The 24,514-nt window shown below is 49.0% G+C and carries 23 protein-coding genes and 1 tRNA gene; all 24 read right to left on the minus strand.

Annotated elements, in window-relative coordinates; all coding sequences use genetic code 11:
• Window positions 1-8 precede the first annotated feature (8 nt).
• Window positions 9-608: a 4Fe-4S dicluster domain-containing protein gene (locus H7A02_13155; GenBank protein MCP5173207.1), complete on the minus strand. Its 600-nt coding sequence runs from the start codon at window positions 606-608 to the stop codon at window positions 9-11.
• 83 nt (window positions 609-691) lie between these two features.
• Window positions 692-3,283 (minus strand): molybdopterin-dependent oxidoreductase, encoded by a 2,592-nt coding sequence (locus tag H7A02_13160; GenBank protein ID MCP5173208.1) that lies wholly within the window; start codon window positions 3,281-3,283, stop codon window positions 692-694.
• Window positions 3,284-3,350: 67 nt separating this feature from the next.
• On the minus strand, window positions 3,351-4,463 hold the full coding sequence (locus H7A02_13165; GenBank protein ID MCP5173209.1) for a TonB-dependent receptor: 1,113 nt from the start codon (window positions 4,461-4,463) through the stop codon (window positions 3,351-3,353).
• A gap of 51 nt (window positions 4,464-4,514) precedes the next feature.
• A complete protein-coding gene (locus H7A02_13170; GenBank protein ID MCP5173210.1) occupies window positions 4,515-5,720 on the minus strand; it encodes a TonB-dependent receptor plug domain-containing protein in 1,206 nt (401 codons plus the stop codon).
• A 542-nt stretch (window positions 5,721-6,262) separates the two neighbouring features.
• Window positions 6,263-6,913: a TetR/AcrR family transcriptional regulator gene (locus H7A02_13175; protein MCP5173211.1), complete on the minus strand. Its 651-nt coding sequence runs from the start codon at window positions 6,911-6,913 to the stop codon at window positions 6,263-6,265.
• Window positions 6,914-7,365: 452 nt separating this feature from the next.
• A tRNA-Lys gene (locus H7A02_13180) sits at window positions 7,366-7,441 on the minus strand.
• Window positions 7,442-7,491: 50 nt separating this feature from the next.
• A complete protein-coding gene (queC, locus tag H7A02_13185) occupies window positions 7,492-8,166 on the minus strand; it encodes a 7-cyano-7-deazaguanine synthase QueC (protein MCP5173212.1) in 675 nt (224 codons plus the stop codon).
• 39 nt (window positions 8,167-8,205) lie between these two features.
• Window positions 8,206-8,856, minus strand: a complete 651-nt coding sequence (queE, locus tag H7A02_13190) for a 7-carboxy-7-deazaguanine synthase QueE (protein ID MCP5173213.1) — start codon at window positions 8,854-8,856, stop codon at window positions 8,206-8,208.
• Window positions 8,857-8,875: 19 nt separating this feature from the next.
• Window positions 8,876-9,655 carry a tol-pal system protein YbgF gene (ybgF, locus tag H7A02_13195; GenBank protein ID MCP5173214.1) on the minus strand — a complete coding sequence of 260 codons (780 nt, stop codon included), beginning with the start codon at window positions 9,653-9,655 and terminating at the stop codon, window positions 8,876-8,878.
• Between the two features lie 104 nt (window positions 9,656-9,759).
• Complete coding sequence (pal, locus tag H7A02_13200) at window positions 9,760-10,266, minus strand: peptidoglycan-associated lipoprotein Pal (GenBank protein MCP5173215.1); 507 nt, start codon at window positions 10,264-10,266, stop codon at window positions 9,760-9,762.
• Between the two features lie 50 nt (window positions 10,267-10,316).
• A complete protein-coding gene (gene tolB / locus H7A02_13205) occupies window positions 10,317-11,603 on the minus strand; it encodes a Tol-Pal system protein TolB (protein ID MCP5173216.1) in 1,287 nt (428 codons plus the stop codon).
• Between the two features lie 52 nt (window positions 11,604-11,655).
• Window positions 11,656-12,396, minus strand: a complete 741-nt coding sequence (locus H7A02_13210) for a TonB C-terminal domain-containing protein (GenBank protein ID MCP5173217.1) — start codon at window positions 12,394-12,396, stop codon at window positions 11,656-11,658.
• Window positions 12,397-12,405: 9 nt separating this feature from the next.
• Window positions 12,406-12,834, minus strand: a complete 429-nt coding sequence (gene tolR, locus H7A02_13215) for a protein TolR (protein MCP5173218.1) — start codon at window positions 12,832-12,834, stop codon at window positions 12,406-12,408.
• 13 nt (window positions 12,835-12,847) lie between these two features.
• A complete protein-coding gene (gene tolQ, locus H7A02_13220) occupies window positions 12,848-13,525 on the minus strand; it encodes a protein TolQ (protein ID MCP5173219.1) in 678 nt (225 codons plus the stop codon).
• 45 nt (window positions 13,526-13,570) lie between these two features.
• Window positions 13,571-13,972, minus strand: coding sequence for a tol-pal system-associated acyl-CoA thioesterase (gene ybgC / locus H7A02_13225; protein MCP5173220.1), 402 nt, complete (start codon window positions 13,970-13,972; stop codon window positions 13,571-13,573).
• Between the two features lie 42 nt (window positions 13,973-14,014).
• Window positions 14,015-15,058, minus strand: coding sequence for a Holliday junction branch migration DNA helicase RuvB (gene ruvB, locus H7A02_13230; GenBank protein MCP5173221.1), 1,044 nt, complete (start codon window positions 15,056-15,058; stop codon window positions 14,015-14,017).
• Between the two features lie 59 nt (window positions 15,059-15,117).
• Window positions 15,118-15,720, minus strand: coding sequence for a Holliday junction branch migration protein RuvA (gene ruvA / locus H7A02_13235; protein ID MCP5173222.1), 603 nt, complete (start codon window positions 15,718-15,720; stop codon window positions 15,118-15,120).
• 46 nt (window positions 15,721-15,766) lie between these two features.
• Entirely contained in the window at window positions 15,767-16,306 is a 540-nt protein-coding gene (gene ruvC, locus H7A02_13240) for a crossover junction endodeoxyribonuclease RuvC (GenBank protein MCP5173223.1), read from the minus strand.
• A 114-nt stretch (window positions 16,307-16,420) separates the two neighbouring features.
• The gene (locus tag H7A02_13245; GenBank protein ID MCP5173224.1) at window positions 16,421-17,653 is read right to left on the minus strand and encodes a molybdopterin molybdotransferase MoeA; all 1,233 of its coding nucleotides are present in this window, start codon (window positions 17,651-17,653) and stop codon (window positions 16,421-16,423) included.
• On the minus strand, window positions 17,650-18,186 hold the full coding sequence (moaB, locus tag H7A02_13250; GenBank protein MCP5173225.1) for a molybdenum cofactor biosynthesis protein B: 537 nt from the start codon (window positions 18,184-18,186) through the stop codon (window positions 17,650-17,652). Before moaB ends, H7A02_13245 begins: the two co-directional genes overlap by 4 nt.
• A gap of 46 nt (window positions 18,187-18,232) precedes the next feature.
• Complete coding sequence (locus H7A02_13255) at window positions 18,233-19,969, minus strand: bifunctional protein-serine/threonine kinase/phosphatase (GenBank protein MCP5173226.1); 1,737 nt, start codon at window positions 19,967-19,969, stop codon at window positions 18,233-18,235.
• Between the two features lie 82 nt (window positions 19,970-20,051).
• Window positions 20,052-21,524, minus strand: a complete 1,473-nt coding sequence (locus H7A02_13260) for a NarK family nitrate/nitrite MFS transporter (protein MCP5173227.1) — start codon at window positions 21,522-21,524, stop codon at window positions 20,052-20,054.
• 313 nt (window positions 21,525-21,837) lie between these two features.
• Window positions 21,838-22,488, minus strand: a complete 651-nt coding sequence (gene narL, locus H7A02_13265) for a two-component system response regulator NarL (GenBank protein MCP5173228.1) — start codon at window positions 22,486-22,488, stop codon at window positions 21,838-21,840.
• Window positions 22,489-22,537: 49 nt separating this feature from the next.
• Window positions 22,538-24,430: a type IV pili methyl-accepting chemotaxis transducer N-terminal domain-containing protein gene (locus H7A02_13270; GenBank protein MCP5173229.1), complete on the minus strand. Its 1,893-nt coding sequence runs from the start codon at window positions 24,428-24,430 to the stop codon at window positions 22,538-22,540.
• Between the last annotated feature and the right edge of the window lie 84 nt (window positions 24,431-24,514).

Genomic DNA, 24,514 nt, shown 5'->3' on the forward strand with positions numbered 1-24,514 from the left:
AAAAAACGCTACGGTTTCAAATAATGAACACTGGGCTTGGTGCCCGCTTCGGGCAGCAAGGTGTAGGACTCGCGCGACGCAACCAGCTTACTGACCTCACTTTCAGGATCATCCAGATCGCCAAAAATTCTCGCCGCGGGCGGGCAGGTGTTAACACAGGCTGGCTCGAGCCCCTGGTCTACGCGGTCCATACAAAAATCGCACTTGATAACAGTGCTTTCTGTCCAGCGCTGATACTTAACCGCTTCATAGGGCGTTTGACCATCTTTAAAATAACCATCCTTTAACAGCCCCGGTTTAACGTAATGGCGATGGCCGTAAGGGCAGGCAACATCGCAACTGCGACAACCGATACAGATATCGCTATTGACGCCAACAATGCCGTCTTCCCGCTGAAAGCTGGCTCCGGTGGGACACACTTCAACACAGGGCGCATCGTCGCAGTGATTACAGAGTACCGGCAAAAACTCTCTGCGAGCATTCGGGTATTCGCCCACCTCACGCTCATGCACTTGCGCAAAAAATATATCCGGTGGCGTCCCGTTTGATGATTTACACGCGATTGTGCAGGCTTGGCAGCCAACACAGGTTTGTAAATCAATTGCCATCCCCAAACGTGCCATGATTGTTACCTCTTAAATATTCATAACATTTTTTAACGCCTTACTCTCAGCAAGCCCCTTTCGGATAGCTAGCTCGCCAAACTGACCTTCAGCTTGGGACTGGCATCGAAAGCGCCACTCATAACGTCCAGATTTTTTAATTCGTAATCAAACAGAGTACCGGGATGCGGACCTGTTTTTGCTTTGGAGGGTCTCGGCGGCAACATTTTCCCCCATCCCCCGGCAGAGTGATCCATACCAACACACTCCGGATGGATACATTCACTGAGTTTCACGGTGCCTTTGACTGTACGGCCATTTACATTTTCCAATTGAATGTGGTCACCGTCCTCAATACCTTTGGACTGTGCATATTGACGATTCAAAACAATTTTCCCGGTATAGGGGTGATACTGACGCAGCTCCCCAAGCCAGGAGTTGTAGTTCGAAAAAGAACCGGTCAGAAACGGCCATTTGAATGTTACTGCGTACAAATCAAAATCAGCGACATGGGTTTTATAGCCGGGACCAGGAACCCAGTCCGGCATTGCCTTATAGCGGGAGACATCCCAATCCATTCCCATCTTTTCGGTGACAGCTTTGAGCTTTTCACCTTCTTCAATAAAGTATTCGTAATAAACGGGAATACGGCTTTTATAAAACGCGCGCGGGTAGCGCTCTTTCGCCGTTTTCTTCCAGTGAATATTACCTGCTCTGGCGACATCAGCCAGCGTCATTTCACCGCCTGTCATTGAACCAATCCAGCGCTCGGTGATCTCCTTGTGAGTATATTTTCTGTCTGCCTCCATGACGAAGTCCTGATTCATTTCCATCAGAAAATTCACCATTTCATTGAAAGCAGGCAGCGTGCCTGACTGCTCGGCAATATCAATCCAGATATCAACAAAGTGTTTATAGGGGGTATCAAAAACTGGCTGGCGCAGATTGATGCAGTAATCACCCGTGGCCGTCGAACCCATCGTATCGGGAATATTGTTGGCGCCCATATCCAGGCGCTCCAGCTGCGTCTGGGTAGGGATCACGATATCAGCAAAGGCGGCCGTCTCATCAATGTGCGGCACTATTGATAACTGGAAATCAAACTTTTTGTGATAATCGGCCTGAGTCTTTGGGTTGCCCTCGTTCATCACATCATTGGACACAATCTGCACATACACCTTGGGGTTGTGCGGGATTTTGTTCTTGAACTGCTCCGGGTGCAGCACATTCAGCTTAGGCAATAGACCGCTCATATAAATGCCCGGCAAGGCAAAGTTATCGGCGGCCATATTGGTGGGTTCTGTCACCTCACGAGGCGGGTATGGTGCTGGAAACGTGTCTGCATAAGTCGCCACACGGTTGGCTATCAATAAGCCATCCTGCTCGCGCAAACCAGACTCTTTCCCCAGCCAGGTACTGTTTTCAGAATATCGTGGATGGTGAACATAAACCGAATCAGCAGAGAGGCCACCCGGCACATCGATCGCACCCACCAGAGTATTCAGCAAGCTAATCGCCAGTCCCTGCTCATGACCACCTGCATGCTGACTCAACCCCTTGTACCAGTGAGCGCAAGCCGGGCGCAGTGGCAAGGTTTCACCTTCATATTCAATCGTGCTGCCAATAGACGCGGCGGAGCCAAACTCTTTCGCCAACCGACGAATCGTATCCCGGGGAATAGTTGTGATTCCTTCAGCCCATTCCGGCGTAAACTGCGCCAGATGCGCTTTCAGTTTCACAAATACGGGCTGACATGGTTGCCCCTGAACCTCATAATCTCCTGCCATTGCAGCAACTGACAGGGTTGGATCGTCATAACATTTGGCAGACTGATCGCCGCTATCCCACAACAGCGGCTTATTACTACCCTCATCACGAATATAGCGGCCGCTTTCGGTATTCACCAAATAAGGCGCATTACTGAGAGTCCTCAGAAACTCCTCGTCATAAAGCCCCAGTTCATTGACCAGCAGATTTTCCATGGCCAGCAATAGCGCGCCATCCGTACCTGGGCGTATGGGAACCCACTCATCTGCCACAGCAGCACTGTGAGAACACCAGGGGTCCACCACCACAACTTTCATGCCACGACGACGCGCTTCTGCCATCTCGACGGTGGCCGTTACTGCCGCCCAGTTACCAACGGCACCCTTGTTAGACCCCATCAGCAGAACGTAATTACAGTGATGAAAGTCCGGCCCGGCATGAAAACCACCATGCACTTGCTGTAAAAATGGGTGAACATTGTTACCGCAGAAAGTTTTACCTGCCGTATTGAAGTTGGTGCTGCCAAAAGAACCCAGAGCAGCACCTGAAAACCAGTATAGTGTCGTGAAATCCGTACACCCCAACACCAGACCACTCGGGTCAGTGTCGTGACATTGTTTAATATGCTGCCCGGCAATACGAATGGCTTCTTCGTAACTGATTTCTTCCCAACCGGGATCAACATCCAGACCTTTTTCAGGGTTGGTACGTCGCATCGGCTTGGTCACCCGCCGATGACTGTTAGACATCATGATCTGGGCATGCCCCTTGGCACAGAGTTTCCCCTGACTAAAGGGGCAGTCCGGATCACCTTTTACTTCTGTGACTACACCGTCCACTTTATGAGCCAGCATTCCACAGGTAGCAGCGGGACAACCATAGCAGGTAGTTTTTAGCCACTTATCTTCAGTCATTCCACTGCTCCCCTATCAGCCATTGGACATTGGACATTGGTGTAGTCTTCTTTTTAATTACCTGAAATCAAAGGTTATAGGTGAAACCCAAACCATAGGTAACCGGTTTTGCGTAAGTGCGGGCAACCACATCCTGAGTAAAGAACTGATTAGTCCAATACTCTTCGTCCGTCACGTTCCGCCCCCACAGAGAAATGCTCCAGCTACCATCCTCTGCCTCAATACCTGCACGCAAATCAAGCGTGGTAAAAGAATCAATACGAGTCGACTCCTGATTACCAAAGGTTGCATTCGCTTCGCTGTTGTAGGTCATATTTGCACCGACAAAAGCATTGAGGTTATCACTGATACCCCAGCGGTAATCCACATCGGCAACTACGTGAAGATCAGGCGTAAACGGCAGATCGGAGCCACTAAAGTCTCCCTGAATGCGGGCACCATTGATTCCGTCCTGCAGGTTCCCAAGAAAATCGATGAAGGTATATAACTCATCGACTTCCGAGTCCACATAGGTTCCCGCCAATCGAACCAGCAAGCCTTCAGCAGGACTCATAGTTAAATCAACTTCAACACCCTGAACCGTTGACTCAGGAATATTGACCAAACGATCCAGCTGATTGAATACCGGATCCAGCACAATGCCCCGAACCTGTTTGTCTTCGTAATCGTACTTAAATACCGCACCATTGAGCTGTACTCCCTGCTCAATCATAGACCACTTAAAACCAAGCTCATAAGCCAGCACTGATTCCTGCGTTACTGCGCCCAATTGGTTGGTATTCGATGCCGGGACTACTGGAAAACTGCCCGATTTATAACCTTTCGAGACCAACCCATAAACCAGTAGGTCATCTGTGGCATTGAAGTTAAGGCCAACGCGCCAGGAAGTGTTGTCTTCCTCCAAAGTATCGGTTGTCGGTGTTGAAGTAAGCTGAAAAGTATCCGCATCAAGCGTCAAACACTCACCAGCCGCTGCCGGAGCAAAAGTGAGAGGATTTCCTAAAACCAAATCAGAGATGAGCGGGAAAGAAGTTAGCATCCCAAGATCATTACCGATCAGACAAGAGCTAAAGTCATTTTCATTTTCAGTATAACGGGCACCCAGCAGCAACGTCAGATCTTCAGCCAGCTCATATTCAATATTGGCGAATATCGCAATATCCTCGATATCCTGGGTGATACGAGTTTCGGAATCACCAATCCAGGCATCGGGAACAACAAATGAAGGAACCTAAGCGGTATTGGTCGAATCGGTTGTCATAATTCGCTCTGTGAGTTTGACGTCATTAGTCGCATAGTTAACACCCACTAACCACTCCATTTTGTCCGTTGAGCCTGTAAGACGAAGCTCCTGCATAAAGCTTTCCACCTCACCCACCGAGTCGATACCAGAATTGTCCAGATTGGTACCATCGCGATCCATCGAGTAGTCTTCATCGAACTCAGAGTAGGAGGTAATACTGGTGAGGGTAATACTGTCTGTCAGCTCGTGATCAATACGCAGTGACACCTGATAAAAGCTGTCGTCCCGATCCAGATCACGATCCTGATCCCAATCTGCATCTCTGGGGCCTTTATTGGCATCACTTTGCAGGGCATTAAATACATCAATGCGACGCTGCGTTTCTACCTCATCTGTTCCGGAACCTGCGGCGACCGGAATCTGTAATGACAGCCCCTGCCGCTGGGCTGCCAGCGTGTCGGATTTGTCCGTCCAGCCATTTACGCCAAACAATACGGTAGTTTCTTCGGTAGGCTCCCAGAGCAGCTGGCCTCGCGCCTTGAACACATCTTCTTCGCCCAACTCCTGATTGGAGGTCGTACTCTTCTGCCACTCATCCGCCGTTGTAGAACTCAGCGCCAGCCGACCAGACAGTGAATCAGTCAGACCACCACTGATATAACCCTCCACATCCATACGATTAAAACGACCGTATGAGCCTTTTACACCCGCTTCAAACTCCTGCGTTGGCTTGGCGGCAATGTAGTTGATTGCACCGCCGGTAGAATTCTGACCAAACAAAATCCCCTGCGGGCCTTTTAGAACCTCCACCCGTTCGAGGTCGAGGGTCACACCTTTGGTAAGCGCACCATAGGCCAGAGGAACCTCGTCAACATAAACACTGACAGCTGGACTTGCACCAAGCGTATAGTCGTTAAAACCGATACCCCGCAAGGTAAACAGCGGGGTACCGTTCTGACTGACTGTATAAGTCATACCCGGAGTCACTTTCACCAGATCACCGACATCGGACACACCCAAATTGGTTAACTGCTCTCCCGTCGCCGCAGAGACAGACATACCCACATCATTAATGTCCTGAGACCTTTTTTGTGCAGTGACTACAATTTCTTCAAGCTGTGCAGCCGTCACCATGGCAGGTGTAAGACCTAACGCCAGTGCAGAAACCAGCAGCTTTCGCTTAAACATTATCATGAGAACCCCCTCTCAAATTAATTTAAATAAAATATGACCTTTTCTCGGCCTTCTGCCGGAATTTTCTGTAGTTAGGCTGTCGACTTAAAGCGTCGCAGGGAGAGAATCTTCCCCCCATGGACATGATCCCCGGCTGCCCCTAAAACCTTCCAGCAGACAGAATAGTGCCACTAATGATGTTTTTGTCAATATGAAATGACAAAAATATCATTAGCACTCGGAAGTGAAACCTTATTCACTGAACAACCTCCGCACAAAGAGAAAAGAGGACAAAAAAGAGGTAAAAAAATACAACCGATTGTTTTTTATCGTTTTATGTTGGAAAGAAAACCACAGACAGCCCCTGAACATAAAATTTTTTTATTGCTATCAAACCTACCATATTGGTTTTTATATGCACTTTTTGTTTAACAAACTTATCTTGATCGGTCTTGAATAGAGCCTGGTAGATAGCTGATGAAAAGTGGCCTAAGACAACAAAAAAAGAGAATACCGTGACAGCTGTATTCCCCTTCTTAAATATCAATAATCACTAAGCTAACTTACTTCAGGTTTGAAGCAATCGTCGCCAAATGATCTTGATCACTTTCATCGAGGTGAAGAGCTGAGGATATCAGGTTAACCACATACCGGGCGATATTGGTTTCTACGTGGTAGAACCTGATCTGAGCAAGGATACTTGCCGAACTAAAGATAATAAGCGCAGCATCTACCGGATTGACCTGCGGGGGAAACTCGTTATTTCTTTTGCCATCTTCAATAATTTCCGACAGCAAAGGCACCAGGCTGTCAAGGTATTCCTGCATCCGCGCGGACAAGTGCTGCTCAAAAGATGTCGTCCAGTCCAGAAACACCTTAATGAGCTCGGTGTCCTGATCAATCGCATTAATATAATTTGAAAGCACGTTAAATAGCTTCTGGAATGCCGTGAGGTCTTTTTTTAACGCCTCTGTTCTAATAATGCCCAGTAACAGGTCCTCTACTTCTTGCAGCACCGCATCGACCAGATCTTCCCTTGTAGGGTAATAGGAAAATACAGTAGGCACAGCAACCTTTGCCAGTTTTGCCACCTGGGCATGATTGGCCCTGCCAATGCCATGCGTGGCAAACGCATCAATAGCACAACGAATTAGTTGCTGCTTTCTCTGCTCTGGCCCTAACCTTTTGGCTCTGATGCGTTTAACTTTATCCATACTTTAATTAAAAACCTGCTGTTAGATCGATTTTTCATAAAACCCAGAGCGCAAAAATTTTTATTCGCGCACCCTTGCAATGCAGTTTTCTTTCTGACAAATATCCATTACAGCGCGTATTCTTCCACAATTGCCTTACACATCATAGTGTGGTGGAGGAAGCAATCGGTGTCTGCGTCATGCGACTTATTTGTCCGCAATAGACAAACATGATCCGAAGTAATCCCACCGTATTACCTGCGATTGATTTCACTGTGGACACAGTCTGCTTTTGTACCAGATTGACTCAAAATAACTGCCCGCTATTTTGACCCCTGAGGGGCTTCACCTTCTCCGGCGGCTCGGTCCTACTTCCTCACGGAAGTAGTCGAACCACACTTTAAAGAAACCATTCCTGCAGCAACAACCAGGTAATAAAAAGGGCCGCCCGATGGGCGGCCCTTTTTATTACCTGGTGGGTCGTACTGGATTCGAACCAGTGACCAATTGGTTAAAAGCCAACTGCTCTACCAGCTGAGCTAACGACCCTGAAAGGAGCGCACATCTTACTGATTACGCGCGAAATAGCAAGCCGAATTTCAAGAAAAATAACGTGTTGGATCAGGCGTCCCGGCTTGCTCAAAACCAATCTTTCGCAGCCGGCAACTATCGCATCTTCCGCAAGCTAATCCGTCTTCTGTTGCCTGGTAACAAGAAACGGTTTGGCTGTAATCAACTCCCGCCATAAGGCCTCTTCGAATAATCTCGGTTTTGCTAAGATCAATCAGTGGCTTATTAATGCGCAGGTATTTTCCTTCGACACCAGCCTTGGTAGCGAGGTTGGCCATTTTTTCAAATGCGTCAATATACTCAGGTCGGCAATCAGGGTAACCGGAGTAGTCCACCGCATTGACACCGATAAAAATATCCTGTGCACCAAGCACCTCGGCCCAGCCAAGAGCAATAGACAGAAAAACCGTATTCCTCGCTGGCACGTAAGTAACCGGAATACCAACAGTTTCTTCTTCCGGTACGGCAATATTTCTATCCGTTAATGCAGACCCGCCAATTGTTCGCAAATCCAGATTCACAACTTTATGTTCTATCGCCCCTAATATTCGGGAGCACCGCTCTGCAGCTGCCAGTTCTCCATGTGCCCGCTGACCGTAATCAAAACTCAGGGTATAGCAGTCAAACCCATCCTTTCGAGCCATTGCCAGGACGGTTGTCGAATCCAATCCACCAGAGGTCAGTACAACTGCTTTTTTAGCCATGTTGTGATTTCTTCGCCGTTATTAAAAACTTTACGTACATTAACGACCCGTCTCTTCATTCCAGAGCTGTTTATGAAGTTGCATTTGAAATCTCACTGGCAACTGGTCTTTTAAAATCCATTCAGCAAGCGCTCTGGCATCCTGCTGGCCAAAGCTCGGAGAAAAAAGTACATTGTCCACTTTTTCAGTCAGTTTCAATTCATCCATTTTCATTCGGGCCCAGAGGTAATCCTGCTGGTCACAAATCACAAACTTAACTTCATCACAGCGTTGTAAATAATCAACATTATGATAGAGGTTCCGGGCAGATTCACCGGATGCCGGTGTTTTCAGGTCGAGTACTTTCACCACCCGGGGGTCAACATGTTCCACCGACATTGCACCACTGGTTTCCAGTGACACCCTGTAACCTTTATCACACAACAGGGAAAGCAATGCCAGGCAATCAGGCTGTGCCAGAGGTTCTCCACCGGTAACTGTCACGTATTGTGCGTTATAGCTCTGCACTTGATTGAGAATATCATCCAGCGACCGCTTTTCTCCCCCGTGAAAGGCATATTCGGTATCACAGTAGTGACACCGTAAAGGGCAGCCGGTTAAGCGAATAAATACCGTAGGCAAGCCTACAGAAGAAGACTCCCCCTGCAACGAATGGAAAATTTCGGTAATACGAAGCGCGCTATCACTCATGATGATTTGGAGAAAATGTCTAGAAATTATCGCTAAGGTATTTTTTAGCCAACGGCGCGGTTGAGCTGCTGCCCTCTGCGACGGATTTCAGTAAAGGTTTTGCCTTGTCAGTTTTACCCAGCAGATGGTAAACCTTGCCCAGCTTGAACGTCGCATCATCTACTTTCCTATGCTCAGGATAGCTCTCCACCACTGTGGTAAAGGACTGTCGCGCCAGTTCCAGGTTGTTCTTGAGCAGATAAACTTCGCCGAGCCAGTAATGGCAATTGGCCGTATATTTGCCGTCAGGATACTGCGCAATATGTTTCTTGAAGGCGATAATTGCGCTATCGATGTTTCCTTCCTTCAATAGGTTGTAGGCAGCACTATAGCTCTCAACCGCCCCACTATCGCTATCCCTCGTGTTGTTCGAATCAACAGTCGATGGTGAAGTTTTACCGACAGTTGAGCCACCGCTAACAGAGGAAGTTGCGGCATGACTCAGACGACGATCCAAATCCATGTAGTCATCCATTTGACGTTGTTTGAGCAGTTGAACTTCATTACTCAGTTGCTCAACCAGTCCTCTCAGCTCCATGACTTCCTCTCGCAATAACTGGAGCTGGGAGTAACTGTCCGTGGCTACCGGTTCAGGTTCGGGAAGAACATCAGGGGCGGGTATGGCAATAGCGGCGGGTTGACTGACAGCCGACTGCACCGCCTGGGATTTCCGATGCTGGATATCTTCGACCGGCACAGCAGCCTGGACAGCAGCAACGGAACATAATGAAAGAACCATGGGAAGAAAGATTTTTTTCATAGCACTACCAATATTTATCAACACAGGAACAACCGGACACCTAAAAATAAAAAAGCACCCGCCTTTTTCAGACGGGTGCCTATTTTAACGCTTTCTGAAGCTGATTACTTCATTTCTACACGGCGGTTCAATGCGTAGGAAGTTTCATCACTGCCGTGTGCGGCAGGGCTTTCTTCACCGTAACTGATCACTTCAATAGAAGAACCATTCACGCCTTCAAGCACCAGAAATTCCCTAACTGCATTGGCACGACGCTCGCCAAGTGCCATGTTGTATTCGCGGGTACCGCGCTCATCAGCATGACCTTCCAGGCGGATTTGACGTGACCCGGCTTTCAGATTCTGGGCATGCAAGCGCAGTGCAGCACGAGATTCCGGTTTCAGAATAGCCTTGTCAAAATCAAAGTAAAAAACGGTATCAGCGATACTGGACAGATCGTCCGAGCCCATTGAGCCGTTTATATCAGCATCGCCAACGGTGCCGGTTGCAACGTTATCGCCGGGCAATGTCTCGGAGCTACCGTCGGTGGTGGTTGAGGTACTGGAACAGCCCACCATAAAAACTGACAGAACAGCAGCACAAAAACCGAGTTTAATGGATTGAGTTTTCATCATTTTCTCCTGCAGAGATTTTAGCTTGTTTCAATAATAATCTATTATCATCAATCAAGGAATGGCGACCATGCCGGCTCCCTGACATCACCACGTTTGGCTGGTAACAAAAACTTTACACCCGCATCCAGCGAAACCGCCGCAAGAACACCTTTTGGGCCCTGCTTTGTTGCATATAAAAGCATAGCACCATTCGGCGCGACGGTGGGTGATTCATCCAAACGAGTTTGGGTTAAAACCCGTAAATCGTTGGTGACCAGATCCTGGCTGGCGATATGAAACCGGCCATTATCCCGATGCACCATTACCATTGTTCGGCCATCAGGCGCCAATCTTGGCCGCGCGTTGTACGAACCCCGGAAAGTTAAGCGTTCTACCCCCCCCGTGGCAACTGTTAACTTGTAAATTTGTGGGCTACCCCCCCTATCCGAGGTAAAAATGAGCGATTTTCCGTCCGGAGTCCAGTTGGGTTCGGTATCAATAGAGAAATGTCGGGTCAAACGGGTGAATTCTCGGGTAATAAGGTCATATGTGTAAATTTCCGGATTTCCGTCTTTGGAAAGCACCAAGGCAAGCTTTCTGCCATCCGGCGACCAGGCCGGTGCACCATTCAGGCCCCTGAAATTAGTCACCTGCTGACGCTTGGCTGTCGCCAACTCCTGACGGAAGATGGCAGGTCGACCTGTCTCAAAAGAAACATAAACAATCTCTTTGCCGTCCGGTGACCAGGCCGGTGACATAATGGGTTCACGCGACTCAAGCAACAGTCGCTCGCGCGCACCGTCAGCGTCAGACACCATCAGTCGATAGGTCATTTTTTTCTGTTGATCAGGAACAGCCGTGATATACACAATTCGCGTAGAGAACGCACCGCGAATGCCCGTTACAGCCTCATAAACCTTATCACTGATATGATGGGCCAGATTGCGAACCTTGCTGGCAGGGCCATTTACGGTTCGGGAAAAAACTTTCCGACGACTGTGGACCTCAATCAAACTGAACTGAATTTCAAAATTGCCATTTTGCTGGAAAGAACGACTAACCAGTAAATACTCTGTTCCCAGAATACTCCAGTCGCGGTAATAGACTTCATCGGGCGTGCTTGGAAATGACAACATATCCCGTTTCGGAACGGGTCGAAACAAACCGCTGCGTTCAAGATCGGCGGCTACAATTGCACTGACATCCTCAGGCAACGCGCTACCCCCCAACGGTGGTATCGCAATACGGGTCGGGTTATCTGCACCCTGAGTAATCTCAATGGTTAACTCTGCCATAGCCAGCGTCGGCAATAGCAGCGCGATCAATACACAGATAAACCTGCTTACAAACTTCATTATATTTCCCACACATTCTCCTGTTGAGCTGTTACTCAAAAGCAATCACCATTCAAAGACGTAAATCGTCAGGACTGAATTCCAAATTCAGTTTTCGGAAATTAGCTTCAAATACCCTCGGAGGCAGTTCCTGTAGCTTTTCGAATTGCCCCACTTTTCGCACAGCTTGTTCAGCCGAGCGATCAAACGCAGAGTTGCCGCTAGACTTCAGCACCGTCACACTGACCAGTTGTCCGGTCGGCACCAGCTGAATTTGCAAAACAACCTTCATCCCCAGGCGCGCACTCGGCGGCCTGCTCCAGTTATTCTCTATTCTTCCACGCATGTATGCAGCATAGCTACTGGCAAGTTGCGCATCACTTTGATCGAGCAAGAATTCTTCTTCACTCGCCAATGCGCTCGCCAGTTCTTTTTCAAGTTGCTTTTGATCAATTTTCGGTTGCTTTGGTTCCGCCTTTACCGGCTCAACGGGTTTTGGCTTCGGTACCGGCTTCGGCTTGGCTGCAGGTTGCGGTTTGGGCTGTGCTTTCTGCTGAGGCTTGGGTTTCACAACCGGTTTCGGTTTGGCTACGGGTTTCGGTTCAGGTCTTGGCTTCGGCTTGACGACAGGCTTCGGCTTTTCTTCAAGCTGGACCAATGTCGCCTGCACATACTTCGGCTTGATGACTTTCTTTTCGTGAGCGCTCACATGCCAGTTACCTGCCAGCAGCAAAATAAGAATTCCGTGCAGTGCCAGACTGAACAGGATTGCAGCAGCATAGTTGGAGAAATAGAAACCGGGCAGTTTTTTCATTAATAATCGTTATTTCCGGGAAGGCGGCTCTGTCACCAAACCAACGCCTTCTGCACCTGCGGATTGCAACTCGGTCATCAACTGCACAACTACACCATAATTAACCCTCGCGTCACCCCAAACCAGTACTGGTGTAGCAGGCTTTTGGCGCAAAACTTTGGTGACCTTGTCAATAATTTCAGGCAAGGGCTGTTCAACATTCTTACCACTCCCCAGATCCAGGTAATAAGTACCATCCTGCTTGACCGATACAATCAGTGGCTCGATATCCTTGTCCTCAAGCGGCGCAGAGGGTGCTTTTGGCAACTCAACCTTTACACCCTGCATCAGCAGGGGAGCCGTCACCATAAAGACGATCAGCAGCACCAGCATCACATCGATGTAGGGCACTACATTAATTTCCGCGACCAAACGGCGCTTGTGCTTTCTGGTTTTCATCCGCTATTTATGCTCAGTGTTTGCTGTGAACACGACGATGGAGAATGCTCGAAAATTCTTCCGCAAAAGTTTCATAACCTGCAAGAATCGTATCGGCCTTGGCAGAATAACGGTTATAGGCCAGCACTGCCGGAATTGCTGCGAACAACCCCATCGCTGTAGCGACAAGCGCTTCGGAAATACCTGGCGCCACGGTCGCCAGCGTAGCCTGCTGAACATTAGCCAGACCACGGAAAGAGTTCATGATGCCCCAAACGGTACCAAACAGGCCGATATAAGGACTGACTGAAGCGACGCTCGCCAAAAACGGCAGGTTAGTATTGAGTTTTTCCTCTTCTCTCGAGAGGGCAACCCGCATTGATCGCTCGGTACCCTCCATAACAGCGTCTGCATCAACTTTACCCTTTTCAGTCAGACGGTTGAACTCCCGGAAACCGGCGCGAAAAACAGCGGCAAGCCCCTCGGATACACCTTCCGCACCTGAGTCCCGATATAACTGATTCAGGTCCACTCCGGACCAGAAATTATTTTCAAATTCCCGGAGCGACGAACTGGCATTACGTAAATACAAGCCCCGCTGCACAATCATAACCCACGAGATCACGGATGCTGCGAAAAGCAGTGCCATCACCATTTTCACCAGCAGACTGGCGCCAGCAACCAGGCTCCATAAAGATAATTGTTCCGTCACAGATTCAGTTCTCCACCCATTCGTGTTTGTTTTTTTGCCATGCAGCTAAACCGCTGCGTTACGTAAAATTGCCAGCATTTCTGCCGGTATCGCTGTTGGCTTCTTGCTGTCAGCGTTCAGGCAAGCCGCCTTTACCACGCCGGAGACCAGTAATTCATCACCACGACGAACCTGCTGCTCTACCACAAAAGACGACCTGCCCGCCTTGATTAACCTGGCAGTAGCCACCAGCTGATCGTCAAGCACTGCCGGTTGCAGATATTTCAGCTCTAGCGAATGCACCACAAACATGAAGCCATCAAACATTGCTGGCTTGCTGTAACCAAGTGAGCGCATCAGCTCGGTACGCGCCCTCTCCATATACTTCAGATAGTTTGCATAGTAGACAATGCCACCGACATCAGTGTCCTCCACGTAGACTCGAATATCGAGACAAAATTCACTCATGGTATGCAAATACTCCTACCCATTAACGCTATCAATAAAAGGTTAAAGTTCCAGCTGCCCCGTCCCGGCTCCGGGGTTATCACTGGACAGTGGCTGCAAGCCGAAATGTTCGTATGCCTGACGCGTTACCATACGCCCTCGGGGTGTACGGGTTAAGTAACCCTGCTGAATGAGGTAGGGCTCCAGTACATCTTCTATTGTGCCACGCTCCTCGCTAATAGCGGCTGCAAGGCTATCAACACCAACCGGACCACCATCAAATTTCTCCATAATTGCCAATAACAGGCGGCGATCCATATGATCAAAGCCACTGCCATCCACGTTAAGCATATTTAATGCCTTATCCGCTATCTCGGCAGTCACCAAACCGTCGGCCTTCACTTCGGCATAATCCCGTACCCGACGCAGTAATCGATTCGCTATCCTCGGTGTTCCACGGGAGCGGCGAGCAATCTCAAAAGCACCATTCCGGTCAGTAGAGACGCCCATAATACCTGCCGAACGCGCAACAATGGTGGTCAGCTCATCCTCAGAATAAAACTCCAGCCGCTGCACAATACCAAAGCGATCTCGCAGAGGTGACGTTAACAAACCCGCTCTGGTGGTAGCCCCAACTAAAGTAAACGGTGGTAAATCCAGTTTGATAGAGCGTGCAGCGGGTCCTTCGCCAATCATGATATCCAGCTGGTAGTCTTCCATCGCCGGATATAATATCTCTTCAATCACTGGGCTGAGACGATGAATCTCATCGATAAAAAGTACATCACCAGGCTCAAGGTTGGTCATCAACGCAGCCAGATCTCCGGCCTTTTCCAGCACTGGCCCTGACGTGGTTTTCAGGTCCACCCCCATTTCATTGGCAATAATATGAGCCAGCGTGGTTTTACCCAGCCCGGGAGGACCAAACACCAGTGTATGGTCCAATGGTTCCGCACGTTTGCGGGCGGCGCCAATAAAAATATCCATTTGCTCCTTCACCGCTTGCTGTCCCACATAATCCTGCAATGACAAAGGCCGAATAGCACGGTCAATGCGCTCTTCTGAAGGCGTGGGGTCCGGGGAAATCAGGCGGTCAGTTTCAATCATGGCGCAAGTATAACTTGCCGAAGTTATATTTTGACACCAACTTATCTCTCAGGCTCAAGCTATTTTTTAACAAGTGTTTTCAGCGCCATCCTTATTAAATCTTCGCTGCTGGCATTGTCCGTGGCAACAGCGCTCACCATGCGACTCGCCTCCTGAGGCTTATAACCCAGTGAAACCAGCGCGCTCTCCGCTTCCTGAAACACCCCCATGGCAGGGATCTGCTCAATTGAAACAGACGGTAAGTCACCGCCACCCTGCCAGTCTTTAATGCGATCACGCATTTCAATCAGCAGGCGTTCAGCTGTCTTCTTGCCAACACCCGGCAGTTTAACCAGCGCTGCCGCATTATCGGTCTGAACACAAAGTACAAACTCGTCGGCCGTCATACCTGAAAGAATGGCAAGTGCCATTTTCGGCCCAACACCGCTGATTTTCACCAGAGCCCTGAACAGTTCACGCTCACGATGGTCGACAAAACCATAGAGTTGTTGAATGTCTTCGCGCACCACAAAGTGCGTATGCAAAGTGACGTTTTCTCCTATCAACGGCAAGTCAAAAAAGGTATTCATTGATACCAACACCTCATAGCCAATACCCTGAACATCAATCAGTAGTTGAGGTGCCTGCTTTTCAAGCAATATACCGTTAATTCTTCCTATCACACGCCAGTCTCGTTTAAATTCTGATTGAGTGGTTCGCTTATTCTGCTTATGACGACTTCACTTTGAGCCGACCCTTCGAGTAACTGACCACGCCGCCTGCAGGCGCAACTCTGGAAACCGTTCGCAGTGTCTGTGCATGGCAGAGTGCTATTGCCAGGCCATCTGCTGCATCCTCAGCAGGCGTTCCCGGCAATTTCAGCAGCTGTTTTACCATATGCTGTACCTGCTCTTTGTTCGCCGCACCGGAACCCACCACTGATTGTTTGACTGCTCTTGCCGCATATTCCGAGACAGCCAACCCGGCGGCAACCCCTGCCACTATCGCAGCACCCCTGGCTTGCCCCAGTTTCAATGCTGCACGGGGGTCCCGGGCAAAAAAAACATCTTCGATGGCCATTTCATCAGGGCAATACTCGGCGATTATCTGTGAAATACTTTCGAAGATAACGTGCAGACGTTCAGGTAAGGCTTTATTCGGCAGGCGAATAATGCCACTGGTAATATAACGAGGCTGAGAGCCCTCAGCCTCAATCAAGCCAAATCCGGTTTTACGCGACCCGGGATCAATCCCTAAAATAAGTGACATATTTCACCGACAAAGGTAGTGCTGTACATTTGTACAGCACCATAACATATTACGGCAAAAATCAAAATGACGCTTCAATCGTGATTGTCGGACAAAAAACAGGAAACTAACGCCCTAGTTCACAGAGCCATTAAACGGTAAAAACGACACCACTTTACCTTCTGTTATCGTCTCTCCAAGCCGATGAATGGCAAAACCATCACCGGAGCTTACGGTGGAAAGCACCCCACTGCTCTGATTACCCGATAATTCGGCTCTCAAAGCACCGTTATCACCGGTCACCAGTTTTGCACGCAGGTATTCCTGTCGTTTGGCTGGTTTTGAACGGCTGAAACCGGCTTCAACTGAGAATATCGGTGTTGCGACGTTTGTCACTCCCTGGCTTCGCAATAAAAACGGGCGCGCAACGATAGCAAAAGTCACAAAAACCGAAGCGGGGTTACCAGGTAAACCAAGAAAGGGTTTACCCATTACGTTGCCAAAAGCAAATGGTTTGCCAGGCTTAATGGCCAGTTTCCACAAATCAATGGCACCCAGCTTTTCAACACAGCCTTTCACGTGGTCTTCTTCCCCCACGGAGACACCGCCAGAAGTGATAATGCAATCGGCAACTTCCGAGGCTTTACGCAGTGCCTGCTCGGTGGCTGCTGCCGTATCACCCACAATACCCAGATCAACCATTTCCAGCCCCAGCGCTTCGAGCTGACCCGCCAGAGTGTAACGGTTCGAGTTATAGATATGCCCGGCTGGCAGCGGCTGCCCCGGGGCAACCAGTTCATCTCCGGTAGAGAATATCGCAACTTTTAAACGGCGATACACAGGTATTTCCGCTATACCCACAGAGGCCAGTAGACCCAGATCCTGAGGTTGTAATCGGCGACCGGCTTGCAGGACCACCGCGCCACTGTTGATATCCTGCCCCCGGCGGCGAATGTTATCACCCGCCACAAGACCGGCTGGAAAGATTACTCTGTCGCCTTCGACACGGCAGTCTTCCTGCATCACCACCGTATCTGCACCCTGTGGCACCTCGGCACCGGTAAAAATTCGCGCAGCCGTTCCTGAAGCCAGCGCCTTTGGAGAAACACCTGCAGGGATACGCTGACTGATTGACAGCAGGGTTTCAGCATCAGCGCTGACATCACCACTGAACAGAGCATAACCATCCATTGCACTGTTATCCTCCGGCGGCACATCAACACCTGAAACCTGATCTTTTGCCAGCACGCGCCCCAGCGCCCGTTCCACGGGTACTGTCTCAATATCACTGACGGGATGCGCCGAGGCCAGCAATGTTGCAATGGCATCTTCTACCGGTTGCAAACCGGGTTGATCACAACAACTCATGAGCGGCTATCACAATTGGGTTTAACGGTAATATGTGGAATAAAATTACAGGGAGTGGTGCGCGCATCAAGCTGCTCACCGAGAATTTTGTCCCACGCGGTGGCACAGGCATTGGTAGAGCCCGGCATGCAGAAGACCAAAGTGCGGTTGGCCAATCCCGCCAGAGCGCGGGACTGCAATGTGGAAGTACCAATTTCCTGGAAAGAAACATGCCGGAACAGCTCACCAAAACCTTCAACCACTTTATCAAACAAAGGGGCCAGAGACTCTGGAGTGGAATCCCTATCCGTAAACCCTGTACCTCCGGTAACCAGCACTATCTGCACATCAGGATTGGCTATCCACTCGGACACAACAGCCCGCAGCTGATAGACATCATCTTTGATCAGCTTCCTATCAATCAGCTGGTGTCCGGCCCCGGTCAGCCGACTGACCAATAGCTGCCCGGACGTATCAGTATCCAGTGAACGCGTATCGGAAACCGTTAACACTGCCATATTGAGAGGCAGAAATTCTTTTGATGCATGAGACATATCTTGACCTTTCTTAACAAAAACAATGGGAAGCTGTGAGCAAGCGCTAATTCTGCGCCATGATAAACCAGCTGATGACCAACAAACCAAATAACATAAACGATAGCATTTTCCAAAATAATAACGTGTCTTTGTGCCCTTCCTGTTTCGGGTCTTCCTTCAAAAACTCGACATTGGGCGTCTTCAAGTCTCGCAAAAAACCGGCCAGAGTGTCATATCGATGCTCGGGATCAATCGAAACGGCCTTCTTCAGCGCCCCATCAAACCACAGCGGAATAATATCGCGGTGATGATAACTGGGAATATAGTGAAGATTGTAGAAATCTTCATAACTATGACAATTTTCCAATCGGGTACCATAGGGTAAAAAGCCGGTAAACATTTCGTACACCACCACACCCAATGAGTAGACATCGCCCTTTATGCCGGTATTGCGATGAAACCGATAGGCGGGGTCCGAATAATCCAGGGTTCCCAGCGCTTCCTCTCTTTCTACCGGCGTAAAAATCTCATGGATTCCTGGCGCATAGACCGATCCAAAATCGACAATTTTAATATCCAGACCCGGCGTTACCATGATATTACTCGGCTTCAGGTCCTGATGAACGGTTTCTTTTTCATGTAGCCCTTCCATACCGGCAACAATCTTTTCCACCAACCGTATCAGCTGACTTGGACGTCGTTCAGGGTTTTGCTGCATCCACACATCCAGAGTGTGTCCTTCAACGAATTCCATCAGGTAATACAGAAATTTACGCTCCTGCTTAGGTGCAATGACTTTGACAACATTGGGATGCGTCACCCGGCTGCCAATCCACTCTTCCATAATGAAACGTTCAATATAGGCCGGATCATCGCAGTAGTTACGTGAAGGGGTTTTCATCACCAGTTGTTCACCGGAATCCAGGTCACGAACCCGGTAGAGTTGGCTGCGCTCACTGGCATACATCTCTTCCTGCACTTCGTAACCATCCATTTTCAACCCCGGAGACAACTCCGGAGGAAATGGCAGCCGGGTGAGACGCTCGTTAAGATCTTCAATATTCTCAATGCCGAGCTGATCAATTCTCAGCAGGCAGCAACTGAGATTATCCGAGCTTTCAGCAGCACTGGCGGCATCCACAATCGCGCGACAGGCTGTCTCATAATCGTCCGGGTATTTTTCTATTAACTGTTGAACTTGCTGCTCCGGCAAAAAATCATGAATACCGTCTGTACTGAGGAAAAAGATATCGCCGGGCTTGAGTGCAACCACGCTGTAGTCGACGTTCAGGCTGGTATCCATACCCATGGCGCGAATCAAGTAATTCTGCTCTGCGGAAATTCCCGCTGAATGGTCTCGGGTCAGCTGTTTGAATTCGCCTGTTTCAGCACTGAGCTGATAAATTCTGCTATCGCCGATATGAAACAGGTGCGCCATATGGGATTTCAGCACCAGAATACTCAGCGTGGTGATATAACCGCGGGCTTCATTCTTGATCTCATGACCCAGGTTGTAGAGCTTGCGGTTCAGGGGGGTAAGAATATTCTGAATGGAATGTTTGACACTCCAGGTTTCCGGCGTGGTGAAATAATCTGCAAGCACTGTGCTGACACACCGCTCTGCGGCTTCCTTTCCTGCTTCAGCGGTACTCACACCATCGGCGATCACTGCCACAGCACCTTTGGTATTCAGTAGGCGCTGCTCGGCCACTCTGAAGCCTACGGCATCTTCATTGTCGGGTTTCACTCCGGCAACAGAGCAGGTACCAACCGTGGCCTTGAAGGTGTGATTATGTTCCATACTGGAGACTCGGGTTTAAGGGCTGAAACCCTAACAGGCAAAAAGCCCCACAACAACGGTTATGGGGCTTCTCGTCTATTGATCAAGTGACATCAATCAATTCAACGGTGCCATCTGGCAGTATTTCTGCCATTTTTCCTGAAGGCTCATCCAGAAAGAGTACAGCCAGGAAAATAATCCCTGCTGAAGCAGCGATCAACAGAAAGAAGGTGTTGTAATCAACAAAGGATAGCGCTGTGAGGTAAGTTACCGCACCAACATTACCATACGCACCAGCCATACCCGCAATCTGTCCGGTCATGCGCCGCTGAACAAGTGGCACCATTGCGAACACCGCGCCTTCTCCCGCCTGTACAAAGAATGAACAAAGCATAGTGGCAATTACAGCAATGGAAAGCCACCAGCCACCATTGATCTGACTCAGCAGGAAGTAACCACCGGCCAAACCTGCAATCAGCACCATCATGGTTTTACGACGACCAAAATGGTCACTGATGGCGCCACCTGTTGGGCGGGCCAGCAGATTCATGAATGCAAAACCGGAAGCCAGCAAGCCTGCTTTCACCGGATCAAGTCCTTCAAAGGTTTCAAGGAAGAAGAGAGGCAGCATGGACACCACCGCCAATTCTGAACCAAAGGTTACAAAGTACGCCCAGTCGAGAATCGCAACCTGTTTGAACTTGTAGCGCTGCATTTCGGGAACACCTTCTTTCAAGTGTTCACTGTTCACTTTCCAGATCTGACTGGCCTGAAACAGATACAGCACCACCAAAACAACGTAGATAGAAGTAGTGGCCGTATCTGTCAGCAAACCAAGATTTGCTGGCGACAGTTTCCAGGCCAGTACTGCCAGGGCAAGGTACATCGGGATGTTCATCAGCAGGTAAAACCACAGATCCCGGTATGAAGTTACTTCGAGCCCACCGTGTTTTTTCGGTTTAAAATAAGTAGACCCTTTCGGAGTATTGTGAGCGGCTTTAAAGTAAAACACGCCGTAGAGTGCAGCAATAACACCCGTGCTACCCAGAGCATAGCGCCAGCCATCTTCACCGCCAAATAATAAGGCGATCGTTGGCAGCGTCATGGCACCAGCCGCAGAACCGAAGTTACCCCAACCACCGTAGATACCTTCTGCGAGGCCTACCTGCTTCGCCGGAAACCATTCACCAACCATGCGAATGCCAATCACAAAACCGGCGCCAACAAAGCCCAGCAGAAACCTGAATAATGCCAGCTGTTCGTAGCTGTTAGCGGTGGCAAACAACACACAGATCGCACCGGATATAATCAGCAAACCACTGTAAACGTGTTTCGGGCCGAACTTGTCCACCAGAATACCGATCACAATACGTGCCGGAATGGTCATCGCGACATTCAATATCATCAGCGCTTTGACCTGTTGCGCCGTCAGATCAAAACTTTCCTTGATCACGGCCAGCATTGGGGCATGGCTAAACCAGACAACAAATGTCAAAAAAAACGCAAACCAGGTGATGTGCAGCGTTTTTATTTTGGGATCTTTGAAGTCCAGCAAATTGATTCTTGCATTAGACATTGATCTTCTCCTCGTGGGTAACAGTCACTGCCCTGCACAACCATCTGCAGAACACCGTCCAATGTAATCACTCCCCCACCAGAGTTAATTGATCCAGATCATTCTTGTCGCATCTCTGCAATAGCCACTGCCCGCAACAACTACCCCCAAAGTAGTAACACAAAAATAGATTTTATTTTTATTAAACAAAGTGTTAGCCATACCAGCATGGAATTGCTACCCCCTTTCGGGAATGACAATTATTTGGAGGTATCTTTGGGGGAGGCATTCCTGACAACAACTTTGCTCGCTTAATCAAAGCAGACCAGCAGCATTACTTTTCCTTGTGTTTCACCATCCACACTGCTGCTTCAACGCGGGAACGCAACCCCAGCTTTTTCAGCAGATTTTTGACATGAACTTTAACCGTGGCTTCAACAATATCCAGCTGTCGCCCAATCATTTTGTTGCTGAGTCCGTCAGCAATCATTTTCAGAATCTCTTTCTCACGCCGTGTCAGGCGATTATAGATATCGGTGCTCGCACTGATACTGTCTTCCCGATAACTCAGTGCCAGTAGCTCGGTCAGGCTATCTGAAAGCACCATTTTCCCCTGACAGGCTTCACGGAGTTGAATCATCAGCTCATCGGGATCCATATCCTTGAGCAGATAACCGTCGGCACCCGACTTCAAGGCTGCAACCACATCATTACTGTCGTCGGAAACAGTAAACACCACAATACGTGCAACAACCCCTTGCTCGCGCATGGCCCGAAGCGTCTCCAGGCCATCCATGCCTTTCATGTTCAAGTCCAGCAAAATCAGATCCGGGTCCAGGCTTTCAAGCAACTCAAGGGCATGCTCGCCACTGCTCGCCTGGGCGATAACGTCAAGGTCGTCTTCAAGCTCAACCAGTTGCTGAATTCCCCTCCGTAACAGTGGATGGTCATCAACCAGCATTATCTTGCTTGCTTCTGTCACAATATTTCCTCACTACAATTTATGTTTATCCTGCCAAAAATCCGCTTCTCTCTTATACAACAACGTCCCGTTTTTCATCAGAAATCAGTTGCGGCTTAAATGCCAGTGACATGGTTGTACCACTGTCACCCCTAGCTTCCAGCAGAACCTGCCCCGCCAGTAGTTCTGCACGCTCTCGCATGGTAAGAATCCCGTAATGGTGTTCTTTCTGGGGCGTTTCAGACAAACCAACGCCATTATCTGCGACTTCAAAAACCACCTCACCCGACGCTTTCTGGAAACAGCGCACCTGAATTTCACTGGCATCGGCATGTTTCACTGCGTTGGATAATGCCTCTCTGACGATTTGCAGAATATGTATATCTTCATTCGGTGTGAATGGACAATGACCCAGCTCATAGAAAAGCCGAATATTGTCATGATGCTTGCCAAACTCGGCTACGGTTGCTTCAAGGGCCGCAAGCAAGGTTGGTGTGCTGAGCTGCAAACGAAACGTATTCAACAGCTCCCGAAGATGCTTGTAAGCAGCCGTTAACCCAGTTTGCAAGTCATCAAGGCCTTCCTGCAAACTTTCGTCCGACACCTTGCGCTGAAACATTTTTGACAGTCGCGCCACCTGCATTTTCATATAGGAAAGTGACTGGGCCAGAGAATCATGCAATTCCCGGGCAATAATGGAACGCTCCTCAAATAAGATCAGGCGACGGATCTGACCCTCACTGTATTGCAACGCCAGTGCAGAGGAAACATTTTCTGCCACTGCTTCCAGCAAGCGCCTCTGCCAGGGCTCAACAACAAATTCGGGCGCTGTCTTCAAATACAGAAAACCAAAATTATTGTCCTGTTCGGAAATCGGAAAGGACAACTCCTTCTCGTCAGCAACCTTCACTTGAGAAGCTCCACGACGATGGCAATTCACGCAATCATTGATCGAGCAGGGCTCTGATATTTCACGTGGCAAAATCAGATCATATTTTTCCTGATTCGCTTCGTTACTGAGGCAGAGTGATATATTTTCGATGCCGGTGGTTTTCTGTAAATCTGTCACAATGTCAATAAACCGGCCCTGTTCTATCGGCAGTTTTGATAAATGCTGTGCCGTTCGGTAAAGGCAATCCAGCACCCTGTTGGATCGCTGCAGGTGCTCTGTTTTTTCATCAACCAGTGATTCTAGGCTGCGATAATAACCTTCCAGGTTTACCGTCATGTCATTGAAAACCTTGCAAAGCAGGCCAATCTCATCCTGCCCTTCATAAGACGCTCTCTGGGAAAAATCCCCCATACTCACACGCCTGGCCGAAGTCACCAACTCTTTCAGCGGTTTCACCAGCCGCTGATCAACATTCATAATGATAAAGATCATCACCATAAAAAACAGAAACACGCCAAGCCCTTCATAGACGCCCAACAACTCATTTTTGGCCTCGGCATTGCGCTGGATCTCCAGCACCAGCTGATTGATATCACCCACATAACTGTCAACTTCCAGCCGATAGGCTGTTGACAACGCTATTCTGTCCCCAGGATGGGAGATCACACTCTTTAACAAAGGTGAGATATCCTCCTCCCAACGTCCTTTCACCTGTTGGAATGCATTGTTGAGTAGCGGTTTATCCGCTCGTTTCACCACTTCGGTAATACTGGACTGATACAATTTATCCGATAACTGCAGGTATTCTTTCTCCAGCTCCACTGCCAGAACATCATTATCTTCATTAAACACAATTGGGTCCGCCATTAATGCAGCAATTCGATATGACTGCATGCGCATAGAGCCCGCCACATTAATCGCCTCAGCATCGTGCTCGGAATAGAGCGTTACCATGATGGTGACCAACATACTGGACAGCGCCAACACGCCGATCAAAACCATCGGCAATGCGACCTGAAGTGTTATCGACCTGGATAATCGTGGCCGAATAGAGAAGGGAAATGTATATTCCATGGGGTTTACCACCAAATAACCGGATTCGCTGCCATGGTAGTTAAAATTCGCTAAAAAATCACCTAACTCATTGATAAAAAAATA

Source organism: Pseudomonadales bacterium (assembly GCA_024234435.1).
Lineage (GTDB): Bacteria > Pseudomonadota > Gammaproteobacteria > Pseudomonadales > Porticoccaceae > JACKOF01.